The organism is Micromonospora sp. SCSIO 07396 (genome assembly GCF_053667945.1).
Map to the genome: position 1 here is coordinate 3,958,575 of NZ_CM132210.1, position 20,195 is coordinate 3,978,769.

The 20,195-nt window shown below is 72.5% G+C and carries 19 protein-coding genes and 1 pseudogene; 6 read left to right on the top strand and 14 right to left on the bottom strand.

Features of this window, described 5'->3' with window-relative positions; genetic code table 11:
• Nucleotides 1-2: 2 nt before the first annotated feature.
• From ACWCHM_RS17000 to ACWCHM_RS17010, 3 genes are all read right to left on the bottom strand, one after another.
• Nucleotides 3-1,325 (bottom strand): M6 family metalloprotease domain-containing protein, encoded by a 1,323-nt coding sequence (locus ACWCHM_RS17000; RefSeq protein ID WP_454219004.1) that lies wholly within the window; start codon nucleotides 1,323-1,325, stop codon nucleotides 3-5.
• A gap of 142 nt (nucleotides 1,326-1,467) precedes the next feature.
• On the bottom strand, nucleotides 1,468-3,048 hold the full coding sequence (locus ACWCHM_RS17005) for an MDR family MFS transporter (protein ID WP_421488850.1): 1,581 nt from the start codon (nucleotides 3,046-3,048) through the stop codon (nucleotides 1,468-1,470).
• 10 nt (nucleotides 3,049-3,058) lie between these two features.
• Nucleotides 3,059-3,712, bottom strand: coding sequence for an acyl-CoA-like ligand-binding transcription factor (locus ACWCHM_RS17010; RefSeq protein WP_421488851.1), 654 nt, complete (start codon nucleotides 3,710-3,712; stop codon nucleotides 3,059-3,061).
• 150 nt (nucleotides 3,713-3,862) lie between these two features.
• Here ACWCHM_RS17010 and ACWCHM_RS17015 point away from each other — a divergent pair, with 150 nt between their 5' ends.
• On the top strand, nucleotides 3,863-4,402 hold the full coding sequence (locus ACWCHM_RS17015) for an RNA polymerase sigma factor (RefSeq protein ID WP_421488852.1): 540 nt from the start codon (nucleotides 3,863-3,865) through the stop codon (nucleotides 4,400-4,402).
• Nucleotides 4,395-4,925 (top strand): hypothetical protein, encoded by a 531-nt coding sequence (locus ACWCHM_RS17020; protein ID WP_454219005.1) that lies wholly within the window; start codon nucleotides 4,395-4,397, stop codon nucleotides 4,923-4,925. The genes ACWCHM_RS17015 and ACWCHM_RS17020 overlap by 8 nt, the downstream gene beginning before the upstream one ends.
• Here ACWCHM_RS17020 and ACWCHM_RS17025 read toward each other — a convergent pair.
• Entirely contained in the window at nucleotides 4,922-6,283 is a 1,362-nt protein-coding gene (locus ACWCHM_RS17025; protein ID WP_454219006.1) for a protein kinase domain-containing protein, read from the bottom strand. The two genes, ACWCHM_RS17020 and ACWCHM_RS17025, sit on opposite strands and share 4 nt — an antisense overlap.
• A 125-nt stretch (nucleotides 6,284-6,408) precedes the next feature.
• On the opposite strand from ACWCHM_RS17025, the gene ACWCHM_RS17030 reads away from it, so the two are divergent.
• The 3 genes from ACWCHM_RS17030 to ACWCHM_RS17040 all read left to right on the top strand — a co-directional run bounded on the left by ACWCHM_RS17030 (nucleotide 6,409) and on the right by ACWCHM_RS17040 (nucleotide 8,445).
• Nucleotides 6,409-7,023 (top strand): hypothetical protein, encoded by a 615-nt coding sequence (locus ACWCHM_RS17030; RefSeq protein ID WP_454219007.1) that lies wholly within the window; start codon nucleotides 6,409-6,411, stop codon nucleotides 7,021-7,023.
• A 118-nt stretch (nucleotides 7,024-7,141) separates the two neighbouring features.
• Nucleotides 7,142-7,483, top strand: a complete 342-nt coding sequence (locus ACWCHM_RS17035) for a PadR family transcriptional regulator (protein WP_204961339.1) — start codon at nucleotides 7,142-7,144, stop codon at nucleotides 7,481-7,483.
• Nucleotides 7,480-8,445, top strand: a complete 966-nt coding sequence (locus ACWCHM_RS17040; RefSeq protein ID WP_454219008.1) for a permease prefix domain 1-containing protein — start codon at nucleotides 7,480-7,482, stop codon at nucleotides 8,443-8,445. Before ACWCHM_RS17035 ends, ACWCHM_RS17040 begins: the two co-directional genes overlap by 4 nt.
• 90 nt (nucleotides 8,446-8,535) lie before the next feature.
• On the opposite strand, the pseudogene ACWCHM_RS17045 reads toward ACWCHM_RS17040, so the two are convergent.
• The 9 genes and pseudogenes from ACWCHM_RS17045 to pgsA form a co-directional block, all read right to left on the bottom strand.
• Nucleotides 8,536-8,676, bottom strand: a pseudogene (locus ACWCHM_RS17045) (IS5/IS1182 family transposase); the annotation flags it as partial.
• Between the two features lie 122 nt (nucleotides 8,677-8,798).
• Entirely contained in the window at nucleotides 8,799-10,520 is a 1,722-nt protein-coding gene (locus tag ACWCHM_RS17050) for a recombinase family protein (protein ID WP_454219009.1), read from the bottom strand.
• A 20-nt stretch (nucleotides 10,521-10,540) separates the two neighbouring features.
• The gene (locus tag ACWCHM_RS17055) at nucleotides 10,541-11,290 is read right to left on the bottom strand and encodes a YebC/PmpR family DNA-binding transcriptional regulator (protein WP_454219010.1); all 750 of its coding nucleotides are present in this window, start codon (nucleotides 11,288-11,290) and stop codon (nucleotides 10,541-10,543) included.
• Between the two features lie 326 nt (nucleotides 11,291-11,616).
• Nucleotides 11,617-12,222, bottom strand: a complete 606-nt coding sequence (pdxT, locus tag ACWCHM_RS17060; protein ID WP_204961336.1) for a pyridoxal 5'-phosphate synthase glutaminase subunit PdxT — start codon at nucleotides 12,220-12,222, stop codon at nucleotides 11,617-11,619.
• 31 nt (nucleotides 12,223-12,253) lie between these two features.
• Nucleotides 12,254-13,171 carry a pyridoxal 5'-phosphate synthase lyase subunit PdxS gene (gene pdxS / locus ACWCHM_RS17065; protein ID WP_204961335.1) on the bottom strand — a complete coding sequence of 306 codons (918 nt, stop codon included), beginning with the start codon at nucleotides 13,169-13,171 and terminating at the stop codon, nucleotides 12,254-12,256.
• Between the two features lie 111 nt (nucleotides 13,172-13,282).
• A complete protein-coding gene (locus tag ACWCHM_RS17070) occupies nucleotides 13,283-13,816 on the bottom strand; it encodes a hypothetical protein (protein WP_374760036.1) in 534 nt (177 codons plus the stop codon).
• Nucleotides 13,813-14,982 carry a glycosyltransferase family 4 protein gene (locus ACWCHM_RS17075; RefSeq protein WP_204961334.1) on the bottom strand — a complete coding sequence of 390 codons (1,170 nt, stop codon included), beginning with the start codon at nucleotides 14,980-14,982 and terminating at the stop codon, nucleotides 13,813-13,815. The genes ACWCHM_RS17070 and ACWCHM_RS17075 overlap by 4 nt, the downstream gene beginning before the upstream one ends.
• Nucleotides 14,983-14,996: 14 nt before the next feature.
• Nucleotides 14,997-15,938, bottom strand: coding sequence for a phosphatidylinositol mannoside acyltransferase (locus tag ACWCHM_RS17080; RefSeq protein WP_204961333.1), 942 nt, complete (start codon nucleotides 15,936-15,938; stop codon nucleotides 14,997-14,999).
• A complete protein-coding gene (pgsA, locus tag ACWCHM_RS17085) occupies nucleotides 15,935-16,555 on the bottom strand; it encodes a phosphatidylinositol phosphate synthase (RefSeq protein ID WP_204961332.1) in 621 nt (206 codons plus the stop codon). Before pgsA ends, ACWCHM_RS17080 begins: the two co-directional genes overlap by 4 nt.
• Nucleotides 16,556-16,806: 251 nt before the next feature.
• Between pgsA and ACWCHM_RS17090 the strand changes: the two genes are divergently transcribed.
• Nucleotides 16,807-18,957 carry an elongation factor G-like protein EF-G2 gene (locus ACWCHM_RS17090; protein WP_454219011.1) on the top strand — a complete coding sequence of 717 codons (2,151 nt, stop codon included), beginning with the start codon at nucleotides 16,807-16,809 and terminating at the stop codon, nucleotides 18,955-18,957.
• A gap of 153 nt (nucleotides 18,958-19,110) precedes the next feature.
• Here ACWCHM_RS17090 and ACWCHM_RS17095 read toward each other — a convergent pair whose 3' ends face one another.
• Nucleotides 19,111-20,169 carry an aldo/keto reductase gene (locus ACWCHM_RS17095; protein ID WP_421488857.1) on the bottom strand — a complete coding sequence of 353 codons (1,059 nt, stop codon included), beginning with the start codon at nucleotides 20,167-20,169 and terminating at the stop codon, nucleotides 19,111-19,113.
• Nucleotides 20,170-20,195 lie beyond the last annotated feature (26 nt).

Sequence of the window (20,195 nt, forward strand, 5' to 3'; positions counted from 1 at the left end):
GATCAGACGACGGTGACGGAGACCTCACGGTCGTTTCCGAGGGTGTTGGTCAGTTGCACGGTCACCCCGCCGTAGGTGACGGTGTGGCCGATCGTGGTGAGGGTGGCGTTGACCAGCGCCTTCTCGTCCGCACTGCACGTGGTGACGTCCGAGCCGGGGGTGCGGTCGACCACCTCGACCGGGAAGGGTCCGCCGATGGGGGGAACGTTCCCGCCGGGCCAGGCGCCGCCGCTGAACACCGCGGTGGTCACCCGGTAGACCAGCACTCCGGCCTGGAAGCAGCCCGACGCCACGTCGAGCGTACTGACCTGCCGGTTCTCCACCACCACGGCGGTGTCCCCGCCGGTGTGGACGACCACCGCCTTGGTGCCACCGGCCGTACCCAGGGGAGTCAGGACCGTCGATGCGCTCCCCGTCGTGGTCCGGCAGTCGATCTGGGAGTCGGTGAGCCAGCCCGCCTTCCACTTGTGCCAGGCGAACAGGTCGGGAGCGCTGGCGGAGATGAGGCCCATCAGGTCCCAGCCGCCCACCGCGCGGTGGATGCTGTCGGCGTTGTTGTACGAGTAGAGGTCCGGCAGCCCGAAGAGGTGCCCGGTCTCGTGGTTGAGGATCTTGTAGCCCCAGTAGTCGACGTCCTGACCGAAGGTGACGGCGTGGCGCAGTTCGACCCCGTCGGCGGTCACCCCGCCACCGGGTGCCGCGACCCAGGCCGGCGAGATGTCGAAGGTCGTCGCGGACTTCGGCGGCACCACGTAGACGATCTGGTAGGAGCTGAAGTCGATCGCGGCGTTCGCGGCGGCCACCGCGGCCGCCACGTACGACCGCTGGGTGGTGAAGTTCGACTTGTAGCCGGCGAAGTTGCCGTGGGGCTGCAGGATGTGCCGCCACGCGGTGTCGAAGGTCAACTGAAGGTTCAGCGCGCCGTACGAGGCCTGGGTGAAGACGTTCGGGGCGGCGCTGAACATGCTGGTCCGGCCAGCCAGCTCCCCGGCGACCGGGGCCGCGTTGGTGAAGTCCACGAACAGCACGATGCCCCGGACGGTGCCGCTCGGCGGCAGCCAGGTGGCGTAGTTGGTCGGTCCCTCGTGTTGCCACCCGGTCGCCGGGGTGGGCAACTGGCAGGGGCTGACCAGTGTCGACCGGGCGGCCCCCGCCGCCGAGCCGCCCGCCGCCGACGGCGCTCCGGCCGGTGACGCCGCCGTCGCCGGCACGGCCGGGGCGAGCAGCACCCCGGCCACCACCACCGCGAGGGCCGTCCTGACCCGGACGCTCAGCGACGTCCACATCCTCCTGCGGGACCTTCTGTCGTTCGCTGGTTCGCTCATGGTGCCGACCCTGCCAAGGTGCCCATCAGGCTCGCATCGGTAGAAACCACCTAGTCGCCGCGCCGGAGATCCACCCGATGGTCCCGCTGGTCGACCCGACGGTCCCGGGCCGCAGACCGGGCCCGGGACCATCGGGTCGACATCAGTGCATCGCGGTCAGGGCCGCCGCCTCCTGCTCGGCACGCTCGTCGCCACTGACCTCGTGCAGCGGCTTCTCCCTGATGAACAGGACCGCGACCAGGGCGAGCAGGGCGATCGGGGCACCGATGAGGAACAGCTCCGAGGTGGCGGTGGCGTACGCCTCCCGTACGATCGCCAGGACCGGGGCGGGCAGCGCGGACAGGTCGGGCACCTCGGTGGTGCCGCCGCCGGTGACGCCGGCCGCCGGGCCGAGCTGCTCGGTCATCAGGCCGGTGACCCGGTTGGCCAGCACCGCGCCCAGGGCGCTGACCCCGATCGCGCCACCCATGCTGCGGAAGAAGGTCAGCACCGAGGTGGCCGCGCCGAGTTCGTGGGCGGGCACGTCGTTCTGGGCGGCGAGGACCAGGTTCTGCATCAGCATGCCCACGCCGGTGCCGAGCACCGCCATGTAGAGCGACAGCAGCGGCACACCGGTGTCGGCGTCGATGGTGCTCAGCAGCAGCATCCCGACGGTCATCACGGCCGCGCCGACCACCAGGTAGACCTTCCACCGGCCGAACCGGGTGATGAGCTGACCGGCGACGGTGGAGGAGACCAGCAGGCCGAGGATCATCGGCAGGCTCATCAGGCCGGCGACGGTCGGCGACTTGCCCAGCGACGTCTGGAAGTACTGCGACAGGAACACCGTGCCGCCGAAGAGGGCCACCCCGACCAGCACACTGGCGACCGTGGTCAGCGTGACGGTACGGCTGCGGAAGATGCGCAGCGGGATGATCGGTTCGGGCACTCTCGACTCGACCCACACCGCCAGGGCCAGCAGCACCAGCCCACCGACGACCATCAGCGCGGTCCAGCCCGAGGCCCAGGCGAACCGGTGCCCGGCCAACGACGACCAGACCAGCAGGGTGGACACGCCCGCGGTGATCAGCAGCGCCCCCCACCAGTCGATGCGCGCCTTGCGGCGGACCACCGGCAGGTGCAGGGTGCGTTGCAGCAGGACGATCGACAGCAGGCTGAACGGCACGCCGATCAGGAAGCACCAGCGCCAGCCCAGCCAGGAGGTGTCGACCAGGACGCCGCCGATCAGCGGGCCGGCGATCGTGCCGACGCCGAACACCGCGCCGAAGATGCCGGCGTACCGGCCCAGCTCCCGGGGCGGGATCATGGCCGCCATCACGATCAGCGCCAGGGCGGTCATCCCGCCCGCGCCGACGCCCTGCACGATCCGGCTGGCCAGCAGGGTCTCCACGTTGCGGGCGAGCCCGGCGATCAGCGAGCCGAGCACGAACAGGCCGAGGGAGAGCTGGATGAGCAGCTTCTTGCTGTAGAGGTCGGCCATCTTGCCCCACAGCGGCACGGTGGCGGTCATCGCCAGCAGCTCGGTGGTGACGATCCAGGTGTAGACGGTCTGGCTGCCGTCGAGTTCGGCGATGATGCGGGGCAGCGCGTTCGCCACCACCGTCGAGGCGAGGATCGCCACGAACATGCCCACCATCAGGCCGGAGAGGGCCTGGAGGACCTCCCGGCGGGACATCCGGCCGGGGCCCGCCTCGGGCGGGGTCGACGCGGCAGTTGCGGTCATGGACGGTTCCTTACCGGGTTCGATGCACGCCCGGCGCGGTCGCGCCGGGCCGGGCGGGGGTACGGGGGTCCGGCAGGCCGGCGGCGACGGCGGCGAACGCCTCGTCGAGCAGGTCTGCCAGGGAACGGGACCCGCCGCTGGTGGCCCAGCGGACCATCGCGGTGCGCAGCGCGGCCCCGGTGACCGCCACCACGAGGGCGGGATAGCCGTCGTCCGGGCCGTGGCCGGTCCGCGCCGCGAGCGCCTCGACCATGGCCTGCTCGGTCTCCGCGTTGCCGGAGACCAGCCGGGCCAGCAGCATCGGGTGCTGCATCACCACCTGCATCCGCAGCAGCCACAGCGCGGCGTCGCCCTCCACGTCGTCGATCACGCCGGCCAGGGCCGACCGGATCGCCGTCAGCGCCGGTACCTGCGCCGGCACGGCGGCCAGCGCCCGCAGCACCCGTTCCCGGTCGCCGGCGGTGTCGCCGACCAGCGCGTCGTCCTTGGTGGCGAAGTAGTTGAAGAAGGTCCGGGCGGAGACGTCCGCCGCCTCGGCGATCTCCTCGACGGTGACCTGGTCCAGCCCCCGCTCGGCGACCAGGCGCAGGGCGGCGGCGGCCAGTGCGGCGCGGGTCTGCCGCTTCTTGCGGTCCCGCCGTCCGAGTCCCTCGTCCCTGGTCACGGTGGGAGCCTACGAACAAAAGTGCAGTGCCTGCAAACTTGCGTAATGTGACATGAAACTCGGCGGCGTCCCGCGCCGATGCGGGGTGGCCCGGCCGGTCCCGGCGGCCTAGCCTCGACGGCACCACACCACGGCGCTCGGGGGACGGTCATGCTCCTCGCGGACGACATCGACGAGCTGGCCCGGGCCGCCGCCCGGGGCGACCCGGGGGCGCTGGACGCGCTGCTGACGGCGGTCCGTCCCGAGGTGCTGCGGCTGTGCGGCCGGCTGCTGCCGCACCGGGAGGACGCCGAGGAGGCCTGCCAGGACGCGCTGCTGGCGGTGGCCCGGGGCATCGGGCGCTTCGAGGGCCGCTCGTCGTTCCACACCTGGCTGTACCGGCTCACCGCCAACCGGGCCCGGTCGACGTACCGGACTCTGCGCCGACGCTGGCAGGTCGAGGCCGGCGGGGTGCCGCTGCCCGACCCACCCGACCCGCGACGCACCAGTGTGGTCGCCGGCACCCGCCTCGACCTGCTCGACGCGCTGGACGCGGTACGCCCCGAGGCGGCCGAGGCGCTGACCCTGCGCGACCTGCTCGGCCTGTCGTACCGCGAGATCGCCACCCTGCTCGACCTGCCGGAGGGCACCGTGAAGTCCCGCGTCCACCAGGCCCGCCGCCAGGTCCGGGAACGGCTGACCGGTGGCTGAACGGACCGGGCGGTGGCTGGCCGCCGTACTGGTGCTCGTACCGGTGACGGGCTGCGCGGCCCCGGTCGCCCCGCTCCCGGTCCGGCCCCCGACGGCCACCCCGGTCACCACGACGGACGCCCCGGCGACCGGCGCGGCCCCGACCCGGTCCGACCCGACCCCCGGCACCGTGGCCGCGACGCCGTCGCGGCCCGCGCCGCCACCGTCCACTCCCGGCCGGACCCCGCGCACCCGGCCCCCGTCGGCCAGCCCCCGGCCGAGCGCCTGCCTGGGCCCGGTCCGCTACGACCTGGTGCTCGCCGACATCGAGTTGGCGCTGGTGACCTCGCTGTGCCTGGGCGTCGGCGGGGTGCTCCGGCTCCAGGGGATCGGCCCCGGCGAGGTCACCGTGGACCAGGAGGACCTGGTCGACCAGAACTACGAGGCCGGCGTGGTCGACCTCCGCTTCCTGCGCGCCGGCACCGTCGTGGTGACCATCCCGTACGAAGGGACGACGTACCTGGTCACGGTGGTGGTCGTCTAGACCGGTCGGACCCGCACCCCGGCCAACAGCGCGTCGACGACCTCCGGCCCGCTGCCCGGCGGCGGGACGACCTGCACGTAGAGCAGCCCCGACCGGCCCGCCCGGCTGGCCGCCTCGACCAGCACCGGCCGCCCCTGCGGGCAGGCGAACCGGGCGACCACCCAGACCGTCGCGTCCCGGCGCAACCGCCGTACCGGGGCGGCCACACAGTCGGCGTGCGGACGCTGCGCGACGAAGTCCGCCGGGGTGGACCGCCGGCCCAGGGTCGCGGAGAGGCCGACGAAGGCCCCCGGCACGGCCGGATCGGTCGCCCACCGGCCCGGGTCGGGCGAGACGACGAGCGCCGGTTCGAGCCGCCCCCGGGCGTCGTACCGGCCGGCCCAGCCTGTCCCGGCGGCCCGCCAGCCGGCCGGCAGGAGCACGCTCACCGGCCCGCTGCGCCCCCACCGGCCATCGGCCACGGGCCGGGCGGCATCACCGGCGGTGGCACCCACCGCGACCAGGATCAGGGCACCGACCCCGGCCAGGCCCAGCCGGCGCGCCACCCGGCGACCGGCAGCCGGCCCCGCCCGGCCGGCCGGGGTGGCGGGGTCGTCGGGTGCGTCGGCGGCCCGGCGCAGCGCCGCCCGGAAGGCGTCCGCGTCGGGGTAGCGGTCGGCGGGACGGGGCGCGGTGGCCCGGCGCAGCACCGCCACCACCGGCGCGGGCACCCCGGCCAGGTGCGGCCGGGGGCCGGGGCCGCCGAGCAACCGCAGGCCGAGCCGACCCAGCCCGAACACGTCGCTGCGGGTGTCCACCACGGCCAGCGGATCGTCCTGTTCGGGCGCCATGTAGCCGGGCGTACCGGCGCGGGCGGTCAACCCGGACGCGGCGGCCAGCGCCTTGGCCAGCCCGAGGTCGGCGATGACCACCCGTTCCCCGTCGGCGGTCGAGGTGAACAGCACGTTGCCCGGGGTGAGGTCGCGGTGCACCACCCGCTCCCGGTGCAGCACGGCGACCCCGGCGGCGATCTCGTCGAGCAGCGTCAGGGCCGGCGGCACCGGTGGCGTCCCGGCGGCCAGCCGGTCCCGCAGGCTTCCGCCGTCGGCCAGGGCCAGCACCGCGTACGGCCGACCATCGGGCAGTTCGCCGACCGCGTGCACCCGAACCAGCCGGGGGTGGTCGAGCCGCCGCAGCAGCCGGGCCTCCTCCCGGAAGCGTTCGCGGACCCGCAGGTCGTGGCTCCAGTTCTCGGCCAGCACCTTGATCGCCACCCGGGAGTCGAGAGCGGGATCGTGACCGAGCCAGACGGTCGCGAAGGAGCCGGCACCGAGCAGCCGTCGCACCCGGTAGGGCCCGATCCACGCCGGAGTGCCCATCGTCCCAACCACACCGCACGGTAACCGGCGGCGGCGGATGCCGGCCCGGTCGGAAAGCCGACGAACGGATTCCGGCCGGGCGGGGACCAACAGAACGACAGACCCGTACCCGTGAAGGAGTTGTCATGCGTCGTCTCCGCACCATTCTGCTCACCGGCACGCTGGCCCTGGCCGTCGTCGCGCCTGCCGCTCCGGCCGGGGCGCATCCCGGCGTCCGGTCGGGGTCCACCGTGGACGACCTGTCGGGCGTCGCCACCGACCGGCGGCCGGGCGGCCCGCCGGGGCGCTCCACCGCCGGCACCGACCTGCTCGACGTGCGGGGGGCCGGCCCGTTCCGGATCGGCGCGTCGCTGAACCGGCTCACCGCGGCCGGCCTGATCGACTGGACGGTCGTCGAGTGCGACGGGGTGGTCCAGGCCGGCGTCACCGGCGAGTGGGCCGGGGTGATCCTGGTGGCCTTCCGCAACGGGCGGCTGGTCGAGGTGGGTACCGCCACCGCTCCGCCCCGCTCGCCGGCCGGTGCGTCCGTGGGCATGTCCTTCGCCGAGGTGGCGCGGATCTACGGCCGGCGGGGCGCGTTCATCCGCAACGACGCCGGGGACGCCACGGCGTACCTGGTGCGGTTCGGCAGCCGGGTCGAGCTGTTCACCGGGCACCCGATCAGGCCGGGCGTGGGCTACTTCCAGGTCGGCAGGGCCGACCACGTCGAGCGGAACTTCCGGCAGGGCCGTTCCTGCTGACCAGCCGCGGCAGGGGGCCGGGGCGGCGGGGGATCCCGTCACCCCGGCCCGCATAGTGCCGCCCCCACATTGCTGTGGAGATGGACATTAGTGTGTGCCACACAGTATGGTGTGAGACATGGTCAACGAGGAGGTTCTGCGGACCCATCTCCAGGAGCTGCGCCGCGGCACGGTGGTGGTGGCCAGCCTGCTGGCCCTGCGCGCCCCCGACTACGGCTACGCGCTGCTGCAACGCCTCGCCGGGCACGGCTTCCCGGTCGACGCCAACACCCTCTACCCGCTGCTACGGCGGCTGGAGGAACAGGGGCTGCTGACCAGCGAGTGGAACACCGAGGAGAGCCGGCCGCGCAAGTTCTACCGGACCAGCGCCGACGGCGAGACGGTGCTGGCCCGACTGCTCGACGACCTCGCCGCCGTGCAGACCTCCGTGACCGGGCTGATCGAAGGAGTCGACCGATGAGCACCCTGACCGACCGCTACCTCGCGGCCACCCTGCGGGCGGTGCCGGCCCCACGGCGGGAGGAGATCGCCACCGAGCTGCGGGCCGCCATCGCGGACATGGTCGACGACCGGACCAGCGGCGGGCAGGACCCGGCCACCGCCGAACGCGACGTGCTCACCGAACTGGGCCACCCCGAGCGGCTGGCCGCCCGCTACGCCGACCGCCGGCTCCAACTCATCGGCCCGGCCTACTACCTGGTCTGGCAACGGCTGCTGCGCCGGCTGCTGACCGTCATCCCCGGCGTGGTCGGCGTCGTCGTCGGCGTGGCGCAGGCGACCGTCGGCGACAACCCCGGCGGGGCCATCGGGTCGGGCATCACCGCGGCCTTCCAGACCGCGGTCCAGATCGCCTTCTGGGTGACCCTGAGCTTCGCGATCCTGGAACGCACCAACGCCTCCCTCGATCTGCCCGAGTGGAACGTCGACCAGCTACCCGAGGCACCGGCGGAGCGCGACATCAGGCTCCCCGACACCTGCGCCTCGATGGCGATGACCCTGCTCACCCTGGCCTTCCTGCCCTGGCAGCACTTCCGGTCCTGGGCCCGGGACACCGACGGCACGCGCATCCCCCTGCTCGACCCGGCGCTGTGGACGTCCTGGCTGCCGGTGCTCGCCGGCCTACTGGTGGCCGCCATGGCACTGGAACTGGTCAAGTACCGCACCGGCCGCTGGACCCGACCGCTCGTCGTGGCCAACGCCCTGCTCGACCTGGCCTTCGCCGTACCGATGATCTGGCTGCTGCTCGGCGACCGGCTGCTCAACCCGGACCTGGTCGCCCGGTTCGGCTGGCTGCACGACGGCGACGGCCTCGGCCTCACGTCCCGGGTCACGGTCGTGGTCATCGTGGCGGTCACGGTATGGGACATCGCCGACAGCACGCTGAAGGCCCGTCGGTCGGCCGCCGTCCGCGCCGACGCCTGAGCCCCGGTCCCGGTCCGACGCACACGGGGACGCCGGACCGGGACCGGCACCACGAACGGCGGGCCGGCCAGCGGGGAACACGCCCCCGTCGGCCAGGACCAGCAGAGCCTGATGGCCGGGGTTCAGTCGCCGCCATCGGGATCTGCGCTGCTGACGGTAGCTGCGGATGCGGTCGGCGAGGTGGTTCAAGGTCCGGCTGGACAACGGAATCGCGGCAGGGTAGGACAGCATGGCGAGGCTCCCGGTCGGGGCATCGGGTTTTGGTCGATTTGCTGTCCTACCTGGAGCCTCGCCCTCATCGCTCGACACCCCCTGCCAACCCGGACTGACCTTCAAGATCAGGTTGAAAAGGCTCAGTGCCCAGCCGGATCGAACAGCTCTTTAGAGCTGGAATACTTTGGCTGCTGCCACTCCACAGCCGGATTCTCCCAATCGGAATCAGCTCCCCACATCGACACAGCGTCAGGATTGCCGCTCAAGCGGCTCTCAATATCACCACTGACAGTGATAACAATGGCGATGCCATTACGTACACCTGCAATCCCCTGCGGAGGATCAGGCAGCTTTGCAAGCTGAGTCAGGATCTCTGAGGTGCCCTCACTCTTGCTTGCCCAGACCTTTACACCAGCCTCACTCAGGGTCTTTCTGCGTCCAGCGGTGTCAGCGCTGTTCCACTTCTGCCGGTAGGTGCGTCCCGTGGGCATGTACTTCCAACCTTCCGGCCGGGACGGCAGGGATTCCAGCTCTTCCCGCCGGGACTCAAGCTCTGAGTACATCTGCCGGAATTCTGCTGCGCCTCGCTCACCTCGATACAGGCCAGCCTTTCTGTCCTCACGCAGCTCTTTCAAGCTCTCTTCCACTTCAGAAAGCTGACTCGAGACATCATCACCCGGAACGTAAGCCTTCTTCATGATTTCCAGATCACCGAAAGTGCTGAGGACGAATTCCGTCACGGCCTGGTCAAGGTCGTCAGCCGGCAGGGCCGGTTCCGTGCAGCCGTTGCCCTTACGAGTCCTGCCAGAGCAGCGGTAATACTTGTACACCTGCTTCCTCTCTGGCTTCACCGCGTAGTGGTAGTGGAGAATGCAGCCACACTGAGGGCAGTACGCCTCACCGGAGAGCAGCGCGTCAGGAGCCTTCCTCGTCTTAGGCTTCCTGGCACCGGTAATCGCGTCTTGCAGGGCTGCCCAATCATCTCCGGAGATCAGCGGCAAGCCTCGCATGACCGGAGAACCGTTCTCTTTGACGATCTTCCTGTCGACAGTCAGGTATCCCAACAGAACAGGGTTAGTCAGCATCCGACGTAGGGTCTGATCGGTCCACTCCTGTGGCGGTAGCGGCTCCCCGGTTTCCTTGTCCCTACGCGGCTTTCCGGTGTCACGGACGGATGCGTGGTCACGAGGCGACAGCACACCACGTTGGTTGAAATCCTTGGCGACGCTGGCAATGCTGGCTCCACCAATGACCCTGGCAACAGCCTCTTGCAGAAGGGGCGCACTGACAGGATCGTGCTCTAGCTCCAGCTCTCCCCGTAGAGCCTTCTGATACCCGTAGGGCACGAGGCCACCAACGTTGCGCTTCTCTTTGCGCATCCGGCGCACACGAGCCTGTGCGCGCGACTTCATCCGAGACAGCTCAGCGCGGGCAAGCTCAGCTTTGATCACGAAGTTCAGCCGGAACCCTTCCCCATCGGCTGAATCAAGCCTGTCGTCATAGCCGATCAGCCGAACCGGTGGCCGGACGACTTGACCAGTCTCAGGGTCTTTGCCCTCAATCACGTCCAGGATCGTCGCTGCGACGTTCAGACCCTCACGGGACAGCCGGTCCACGTGCCACGCCACCAGGACGTCAGCGTTGCCCTCAAGGGCATCAGCAAGCCATCCCCGGAAGCCTGGCCGGTTACGGATGCCACCAGACGCCCCGTCGTCCACGTGTAGCGCCACCTCAAGGAAGCCGTGAGACGCGCAGAGCCGCCGAAGATCATCAACCATCCCTTGTTTGGACAGGTTGCGATCATCAGCGGCTCTGGACAGGCGGACGTACAGGCTGGCACGCAGCGCTCTTCTACCGGACATGGCCGGCAGAGTAGACACGCTCAGGCCAGTTGTGCAACTATCTCGTCCGAGACGTCGAAGTTCGCGTACACGTTCTGCACGTCGTCGCAGTCCTCCAGCACGTCGATCAGCTTGAAGATCTTGCGGGCGCCGTCCTCGTCCAGCGGCACGTTGACGCTGGGGATCAGCGAGGACTCGGCCGACTCGTACTCGATCCCGGACTCCTGCAGGGCGGTGCGGACCGCGATCAGGTCGGTCGGCTCGGAGACCACCTCGTACGCCTCACCGAGGTCGTTGACCTCCTCGGCCCCGGCGTCGAGGACCGCCATCATCACGTCGTCCTCGGTGGTGTCGGCCTTGGGCACGATCACCACGCCCTTGCGGGAGAACATGTACGACACCGAGCCGGCGTCGGCGAGCGAACCGCCGTTGCGGGTCAGCGCGGTACGCACCTCCGTGGCGGCCCGGTTGCGGTTGTCGGTCAGGCACTCGATCAGCATGGCCACGCCGTTCGGGCCGTACCCCTCGTACATGATGGTCTGCCAGTCGGCGCCGCCGGCCTCCAGGCCGGAGCCGCGCTTGACCGCGCGGTCGATGTTGTCGTTCGGCACCGAGCTCTTCTTGGCCTTCTGGATGGCGTCGAAGAGGGTCGGGTTGCCGGCCGGGTCACCGCCGCCGGTGCGCGCCGCGACCTCGACGTTCTTGATCAGCTTGGCGAACATCTTGCCGCGCTTGGCGTCGATGACGGCCTTCTTGTGCTTGGTGGTCGCCCACTTGGAGTGGCCGGACATCTCATACCTCCGTCTGTTGACTCACGCCCCGCGTCGACTGGCCGCGCCGACTCCAGACCAGGACCGGCCGCGCTGGAGGGCTGCGACGGGCAGTGCCCGCGCCGAACCGCGGCAATCCTACCGAGAGCACCGACCCGGCCGTCACACCCGGCGCGTCACCACCACCGACCCGCCGGAAAATCGTCACGAATGACCCGGTTCATCGCGGTGGGCCGGCCCGCCTCACGGGCGGACCGGCCCAGCCGTGAGGCGGACCGGCCCAGCCGTGAGGCGGACCGGCCCAGCCGTGAGGCGGACCGGCCCAGCCGCCGGGGGCCGGCGCCGGCTCAGCGGGCGGCGGCGACCAGGTCGGCGAAGTAGCGGTGCAGCCGCAGGTCGCCGGTCAGCTCCGGGTGGAACGAGGTGGCCAGCAGGTTGCCCTGACGGACGGCGACCACCCGGTCGACGGCCGGCCCACCGGTGACCCGGCCCAGCACCTCGACGCCGGGGTCGACCCGCTCCACCCACGGGGCCCGGATGAAGACGGCGTGGAACGCGGGCCCGTCGACCCCGGCGACGCGCACCGGGGCCTCGAACGAATCAACCTGCCGACCGAACGCGTTGCGCCGCACGGTCATCCCGATACCGGCGAAACCCCGCTGGTCGGGGCGGCCGTCCAGCACCTCGGCGGCCAGCATGATCATGCCGGCGCAGGAGCCGTAGACAGGCATCCCGGCGGCGATCCGCTTGTCGACCGGCTCGCGCAACCCGAAGATGTCCACCAGCTTGCTCATCGTGGTGGACTCCCCGCCGGGAACGACCAGCCCGTCGACCGCGTCCAGCTCGGCCGGCCGGCGCACCCGGCGGGCGTCCGCGCCGACCCCGGCCAGGGCGGTGAGGTGCTCCCGCACGTCGCCCTGCAACGCCAGCACCCCGATCACCGGTGCGCGCACGGCCGCCCCTCCCGACGCCGTTGCCCCCGGGTCACCAGCCGCGCTCGGCGAGGCGGTGCGGCTGCGGGATCTCGTCGACGTTGATGCCGACCATCGCCTCGCCCAGCCCCCGGGACACCTTGGCCAGCACGTCCGGGTCGTCGTGGAAGGTGGTGGCCTTGACGATCGCGGCGGCCCGCTGGGCCGGGTTGCCGGACTTGAAGATGCCGGAGCCGACGAAGACCCCCTCCGCGCCGAGCTGCATCATCATCGCGGCGTCGGCCGGGGTGGCGATGCCGCCGGCGGTGAACAGCACCACCGGCAGCTTGCCCGTCTCGGCGACCTCCCGGACCAGCTCGTACGGGGCCTGCAACTCCTTGGCGGCGACGAACAACTCGTCGGCCGGCAGGGAGCTGAGCCGGGCGATCTCCTGGCGGATCCTGCGCATGTGCATGGTGGCGTTGGAGACGTCCCCGGTGCCCGCCTCACCCTTGGAGCGGATCATGGCCGCGCCCTCGGTGATCCGGCGCAGCGCCTCGCCCAGGTTGGTCGCGCCGCAGACGAACGGGACGGTGAACGCCCACTTGTCGATGTGGTTGGCGTAGTCGGCCGGGGTCAGCACCTCGGACTCGTCGACGTAGTCGACGCCGAGCGACTGGAGGATCTGCGCCTCGACGAAGTGGCCGATGCGGGCCTTGGCCATCACCGGGATGGAGACGGCCTGGATGATGCCGTCGATCATGTCCGGGTCGCTCATCCGGGACACGCCGCCCTGGGCCCGGATGTCGGCCGGCACCCGCTCCAGTGCCATCACGGCCACCGCGCCGGCGTCCTCGGCGATCTTGGCCTGCTCGGCGGTGACCACGTCCATGATCACGCCACCCTTGAGCATCTCGGCCATGCCCCGCTTGACGCGGGCGGTGCCCCAGACCTGGGCGTCACCGGCGTTCGGGGAGGTCGTTTCGGGCACGGCTCATCACTCCTCGGACGTGCTGGGGGTGGGTTCCGGCTGATGCTACGACCGGTTCGACGCCGTTCCGACAGCCAATCGGCCCCACGGTGGCCTGCCCTGTGGCCCCCGTCACCCCGCCCGCGTACCGCCTCCCGTCGGGACGTCGGCGGGCAGGGCCAGGGTGGGGTCGTCGATGTCGAAGTAGCGCGGCCACGGGCGACGGCGGCCCATCCGGCACAACCGCACCAGCGGTCGGCTGCGCGCGGTGCGGGCGTCACGGACCAGGTCGGTGTGCACCTGCCGGGACAGGGCCAGCCGCCGGCTCGCCGCGATCACCGCCTCACACGCGGGGTCGGCCGGGTCGAGCCGGACCGCCCGCAGTTGCCGGGTCAGGTCGTTCTCGGCCGCCTCCCGCTCCTCGGGGACGGCGTCCAGGGCGATCCGGGCCGCCGCGTACAACTCGACGCCGTACCGCTTCTCGGCCAGCACCGCGGCGGCGGCGGCCCGGCGCAGCAGGTGCGCGTCCAGGGCCCGCGCCGCCGACTCCGCCCGGGTCTGCAACCGCTCGACCCGGCCGGCAGTCCAGACCAGGTAGACCGCGAGCAGGGCGACCACCACCGCGGTGACCAGCACCGCCCACAGCTGCGGCAGCGTGCCGCTCACCCCGGACCACCCAGCCCCGCCCACTCCTGGTCGATGACCCGGCCGTCGGTGGCCTCGATGGCCGCCGCATAGACCTCCACCACCCGGCGGGCCACCACCGGCCAGTCGAAGTGGGCGACCACCTGGTCGCCGCAGGCGGTCAACGCGGCCCGCTGCGCCGGGTCGTCGAGCAGTTCCGCCAGGGCGGTACGCAGGCCGGCGGAGTCACCGGTCGGGAAGAGCCGGCCCGCCCGTCCGCCGTCGAGCACCCGCCGGAACGCGTCCAGGTCGCTGGCGACGACCGTGGCGCCGGCCGCCAGCGCCTCGGTGAGGATCATGCCGAACGACTCGCCACCGGTGTTCGGGGCGACGTAGAGGTCGACACTGCGCAGCATCCGGGCCTTGTCGACCTCGGAGACCAGGCCGAGGAACGTCACCCGGTCGCGCAGCTCGGCCGGGAACCGCCCGAACAGGTCGTCCGGGTCGCCGGGGCCGGCCACCAGCAGGCGTAGCCCCGGCCGGTGCGGGGCCAGTGCGACGAAGGCGTCGCGCAGGATCGGGAAGCCCTTGCGGGCCTCGGTGAACCGGCCGAGGAAACCCAACGTCCCGCCGCTGCCGGTGGCGCACTCCCCCGGCCAGCCGGGCAACGGCTCGACCCCGGCGAACTTCGCCACCGCCACCCCGTTGGGGATCTCCACCGCCCCGCCGTCCATGTGCTCGACCTGCACCTTGCGGGCCAGCGCGCTGACCGCGATCCGGGCGGTGATCCGCTCCAGCAGGATCTGGAGCACCCCCTGGGCGGCGGCGAGCACCCGGGAGCGGGTCATCGCGGTGTGGAAGGTGGCCACCACCGGCCCCCTGGCGGAGAGCACCGCCAGCATCGACAGGCTCGGGGTGAGCGGTTCGTGTACGTGCAGCACGTCGAAGTCACCACGGGTGAGCCAGCGCCGCACCCGGGCGGTGGAGACCGGCCCGAACGCGATCCGGGCCACCGACCCGTTGTACGGCAGCGGCACCGCCCGCCCGGCGGAGACCACGTACGGCGGCAGCGTCGACTCCTCGTCGGCGGGGGCCAGGACGCTCACCTCGTGCCCCAGCCCGAGCAATGCCTCGGCCAGGTCCATGACGTGGTTCTGCACCCCGCCCGGGACGTCGAAGGAGTACGGACACACGATGCCGATCCGCACTGGCGTCCCCTCCCTCAGACCGAACCGGCGCTGGCCGGGGGCGGCGGCGCGGTGGACCCGCCGTCGGTGGAGCCCCGCTGGTCCAGCCACATCCGCTGCAACATGTGCCAGTCTTGCGGATGACGGGCGATGCCCGCCGCCAGACGGTCGGCAATCCGCTGGGTCAGCACCCGGACCCGCTCGTCCAGGGGTGCGCTGTCCGGTTCGGGCACCGGTAGCGGGCCCTCCAACTGCGCGCGCGGCATCTCCGGTTCGTACCACAGCGAGGCAACGTAGAGCGGGGCGCCGGTGCCGATGGCCAGCAGGGCGGGCCCGGCCGGCATCCGGGTCCGGCCGCCGAAGAAGTCCACCTCGATGCCCCGGGCGGACAGGTCCCGGTCGGCCAGCAGCGGCACCACGGCACCCGCGCCCAGCCGCTCCACCAGCACGTCGAAGGCGGGCCGGTCACCGCCGTGGGTGGGCAGGATCTCCATGCCCAGGGTCCGCCGGAAGGCCAGGAAGCGCTGGTAGACACCCTCCGACTGGAGTCGCTCGGCAACCGTGGTGATCGGCCAGCCGTTGGCCGCGACCCAGGCGCCGGCGGCGTCCCAGTTGCCCGCGTGCGGCAGCGCCACCACCGCGCCCCGGCCGGCCGCCACGTCGGCGGCGAGCATCTCCGATCCGCCGAGGTGGAAGCCGTCGAGGATCTGCTGGCGGCTGCGCGAGGGCAGCCGGAACGCCTCCATCCAGTACCTGGCGTACGACCGCAGACCCTGCTTGACCAGCGCGTCCAGCTCCGGCTCGGGCAGGTCGGGGCCCACCACCCGGCGCAGGTTGGCGCGCAGCCGGGTGACGCCCTTGCCGCCGGCCCGGTGGGCGCGGTCGGCACCGGCCCGGAAGGCGGCGGCGACCACGGGCCGGGGCAGCGCGCGGGCCAGCCGCCAGCCGGCGACGTAGCCGAGTTCGGTGAGGTTCACTCGCGGCCGACCAGTTGCGCCTGCCGGTACACGTGGGCCACCCGCTGGCCGACCGTGAAGATCGACACGGCGGCGAGCAGCCAGAGCGATATCTCCAGGGCCGGGCCGACCCCGAGGCCGGTGAGCAGCCCGCCGACCCCGACGATCAGCAGCCGTTCGGTGCGTTCCGCGACCCCCACGTTGCCACTCATCCCCAACCCCTCGGCGCGGGCCTTGACGTAGGAGACCAGGCCGCCGGCGGCCAGGCAGAGCAGCGCGGCGGCCACGCCGGAGTGGTTGCCCTCGGTGGCCAGCCAGTAGGCGACCGCGCCGAAGACCGCGCTGTCGGCGACCCGGTCCATCGACGAGTCGAGGAACGCGCCGAAGCGGGTCGAGCCGCCGCTCATCCGGGCCATCGTCCCGTCGAGCATGTCGGTCAGCGCGAAGAACGTCACGATCAGCGCTCCGGCGACGAGCTGGCCGCGGGCGCCGAAACCGAGCGCGCCGACGAGCACGCCGACGGTGCCGGCCACGGTGACCGCGTTGGGGGACACACCTGCGCGGAGCAGACCGCGCGCGACCGGCTCCACGACGCGGGTCATCCCCGCGCGGGCCGTCTCTTGGAAGATCTTCGCCATGGCGGTCCCACGATAACGGCCGGCAGCGGCGGACGGTACGGCCGGTCGCCCGACCCGCCCGGAAGGCTTGTGCCGACCCCCCGCCGGGTGTGAGATCGGGGTGGAAAGTGAGCCAGCTCACCGTCACGGCCGTTGACCGCCGTCCGGCCGACGGGTCACCGGAGGATAGCGCCGCGGCACCCGCACCGGGCCCCGCTTCCCGTCGCGCGCGGCGGTCGCCATCCACCACCGGCTGAGGGAGGTGCGCCGCGATGGCGCAGAGGAACCACGACAGGGGAGCCACCGGCGTGCCGGCGGTGACCGACCCCGGCACGGTACGCAACGTGGTGCTGGTCGGGCACTCGGGGGCCGGCAAGACGACCCTGGTCGAGGCGCTGCTCGCGGCCACCGGCACGATCGACCGGGCCGGCAGCGTCGCCGCCGGCACCACCGTCGGCGACCACGACCCCGCCGCGGTACGCCAGCAGCGTTCCGTCGCCCTGTCCTGCGCGCCGCTGGTGCACGCCGGGGTGACGGTGAACCTGCTGGACACCCCCGGGTACGGCGACTTCGTCGGCGAGCTGCGGGCCGGTCTGCGGGCCGCCGACGCGGCGCTGTTCGTGGTGTCCGCCGTCGACGGGATGGACGCCGCCACCGCCGCCCTGTGGGAGGAGTGCGCCGCGGTCGACCTGCCGCGTGCGGTGGCGGTCGCCCGGCTGGACCATCCACGCGCCGATTTCGACGAGGCGGTGGCGCTGTGCCAGCGGGTGTTCGGGGACAACGTGCTCCCGCTGCACCTGCCGATGCTCGGTGACGACGGCGAGTCGGTGGCCGGTCTGTTGGCGCTGGTCACCCGGCGGGTGCACGACTACTCGACCGGGCTGCCCGCCGCCGTGCGCGACCCGGACCCGCAGCACCTGCCGGCGATCACCGAATCCCGGGGTGAGCTGATCGAGGGGATCATCGCCGAGAGCGAGGACGAGACCCTGATGGACCGCTACCTCGACGGCGAGGAGATCGACACTCAGGTGCTGGTCGCCGACCTGGAGAAGGCGGTGGCCCGGGGTCACTTCTACCCGGTGGTGCCGGTCTGCGCGGCCACCGGCGTCGGGCTGGACGTGCTGCTCGACACCCTGGTCTCGGCGTTCCCGTCGCCGCTGCAACGACCGGTGCCGGCGGTCACCGGGCTGGACGGCTCCCCCCGGCCGCCGCTGGACTGCGACCCGGACGGCCCGCTGGTCGCCGAGGTGGTCCGGACCACCGTCGACCGGCACGTCGGCCGGGTCTGCCTGGTCCGGGTCTTCTCCGGCACGCTGCGCCCCGACCAGGTGGTGCACGTTTCGGGACACGGGATGATCGAGCGCGGCCACCCCGACCACGACGCCGACGAGCGGATCGGGCACGTCTACCGTCCGCTCGGGGCGGCCCTACGGGAGGTGGACGCCTGCGTCGCGGGTGACATCTGCGCGATCACCAAGTCGGGCAGCGCGGAGACCGGCGACACCGTCTCGGCGCGCGACGAGCCGCTGCTGATCGCGCCCTGGGAGATGCCGGAGCCGCTGCTACCGGTGGCGGTGGTGGCCCGCAGCCGGGCCGACGAGGACGCCCTGGCCCGCAACCTCGGCCGGCTGATCGTGGGTGACCCGACGCTGCGGCTGGAACGCAACCCGCAGACCCACCAGCTGGTGCTGTGGTGCATGGGCGAGGCGCACGCCGACGTGGTGCTCGACCGGCTCCGGGCCGGCGGGGTGGAGCTGGACACCGAGCCGGTGCAGGTGCCGCTGCGGGAGACGTTCACGGTGACCGCCACCGGGCACGGGCGGCACGTCAAGCAGTCCGGCGGGCACGGCCAGTACGCGGTCTGCGACCTCACGGTGGAGCCGTTGCCCCGGGGCGCGGGCGTCGAGTTCGTCGACCGGGTGGTCGGCGGGGCGGTGCCGCACCACTACGTACCGTCGGTGGAGAAGGGCGTCCGGGCCCAGTTGGCGCGGGGGCTGGTCGCCGGCCACCCGGTGGTGGACGTGCGGGTGACCCTGGTCGACGGCAAGGCGCACAGCGTCGACTCGTCCGACGCCGCGTTCCAGACCGCCGCCGCGCTCGCCCTGCGCGACGCCGCCGGGCGGGGCGGGGTGACGCTGCTGGAGCCGGTCGACGAGGTGGTGGTCCGGGTCGCCGATTCAGCAGTCGGGGCGGTGCTGGGCGACCTGTCCGGCCGGCGGGGCAAGGTGCTCGGCACCGAGGCCGACCCGGACGCCGAGGGCCGCACCCTGGTCCGGGCCGAGGTGCCCGCCCTGGAACTGCTGCGCTACGCGGTGGAGCTGCGCGCCCTGACCGCCGGCACCGGCACCTTCCGCCGGGAGTTCGCCCACTACGACCCGACACCCACCCACCTCACCAACCCCCTCCTCCCCACCCCCCACTAACCCCCCACCCCCCTGCCCCCCGCCCCCTGCCCCCACCCTGCCCCACCCCGCCGCAGCGTCGATCATGGAGTTGTGGTGGGGGCTAAGCCCCATATGTCACTTGTGTGGAGGCCCACAACTCCATGATCGACAGGAGTGGGGGGCGGGGCGGGGTTAGGGGCGGGCGGCGGGGATGGGGGGTAGCGGCCAGTGCGGGCGGTCGGCGTCGCGCAGCGCGGCTGTCCGCAGGGCGGCGAGTTGACGTTCCACCTCGGCGAAGTGGTCGGGGGTGAGCGGGCCGAGGCGCAGCGTGGCGGCGTTCTCCTCCACCTGGGCGACGGTACGGCAGCCGGGGATCGGCACCGCCCGGCCGCTGCGCGCCCAGATCCAGCCCAGCGCCCCCTGGACCAGGGTGCGACCGTCGGCGGTGAGCGCGCCGCGTACGGCGGTGACCCGGCGCAGCCACTCCGGCGCGGGCCGGCCGCCCCGGAACCACTCCAGCCAGCCGGGGGCCACCCCCCGCACGTCGTCACGGGGCAGCGTGGAGGTGGTCGTGTACTTGCCGGTGAGCAGCCCCATCCCGAGCGGCCCCCGGTTGACGCTGGCCAGGTCGTGTTTGTCGCAGGTGGCCAGCATCACCGGGGCGTCGCGCAGCACCGACAGGCTGTGCTGGATCGCGGTGGCGTGCGGAGCGACCTGGGCGAAGCCGGCGGCCCGGTCGGCTCGGTCGGTGCTCCAGCCGTACGCCCGGACGAGGCCCTCGGCGACCAGGTCCTCGCAGGTGCCGACCAGTGCCTCCACCCGGGGCAGCGACAGGTCGCCCAGGTGCAGTTGGTAGAGGTCGATCCGGTCGGTGTCCAGCCGGCGCAGCGAGGCGACGACCGCCCGCCGCAGGTACGCCGGGGAAGCGTCCTCCCCGGTGGCCTGCCGGGACCGTTCGTCGAAGGTGTACCCCCATTTGGTGGCGATCACCGCCTCGTCCCGGCGGCCGGCCAGCGCCCGCCCGAGGACCCGTTCGCCGTGCCCGGCGCCGTACGTGTCGGCGGTGTCGAAGAGGGTCACACCGAGGTCGAGCGCGCGGCGGACGGCCCGCACCGACTCCTCGTCGTCGACCGCACCCCAGCCCAGCGGCTGAGACCCTTCGGCCCAGGGGCCACCGATCGCCCAGCACCCCATGCCGAGGGCGCTGACCTCGATGCCGCTGCGACCCAACACCCGTGTCGTCACTGCCATTGACGCATCGTGTCACCTTCCGGGCG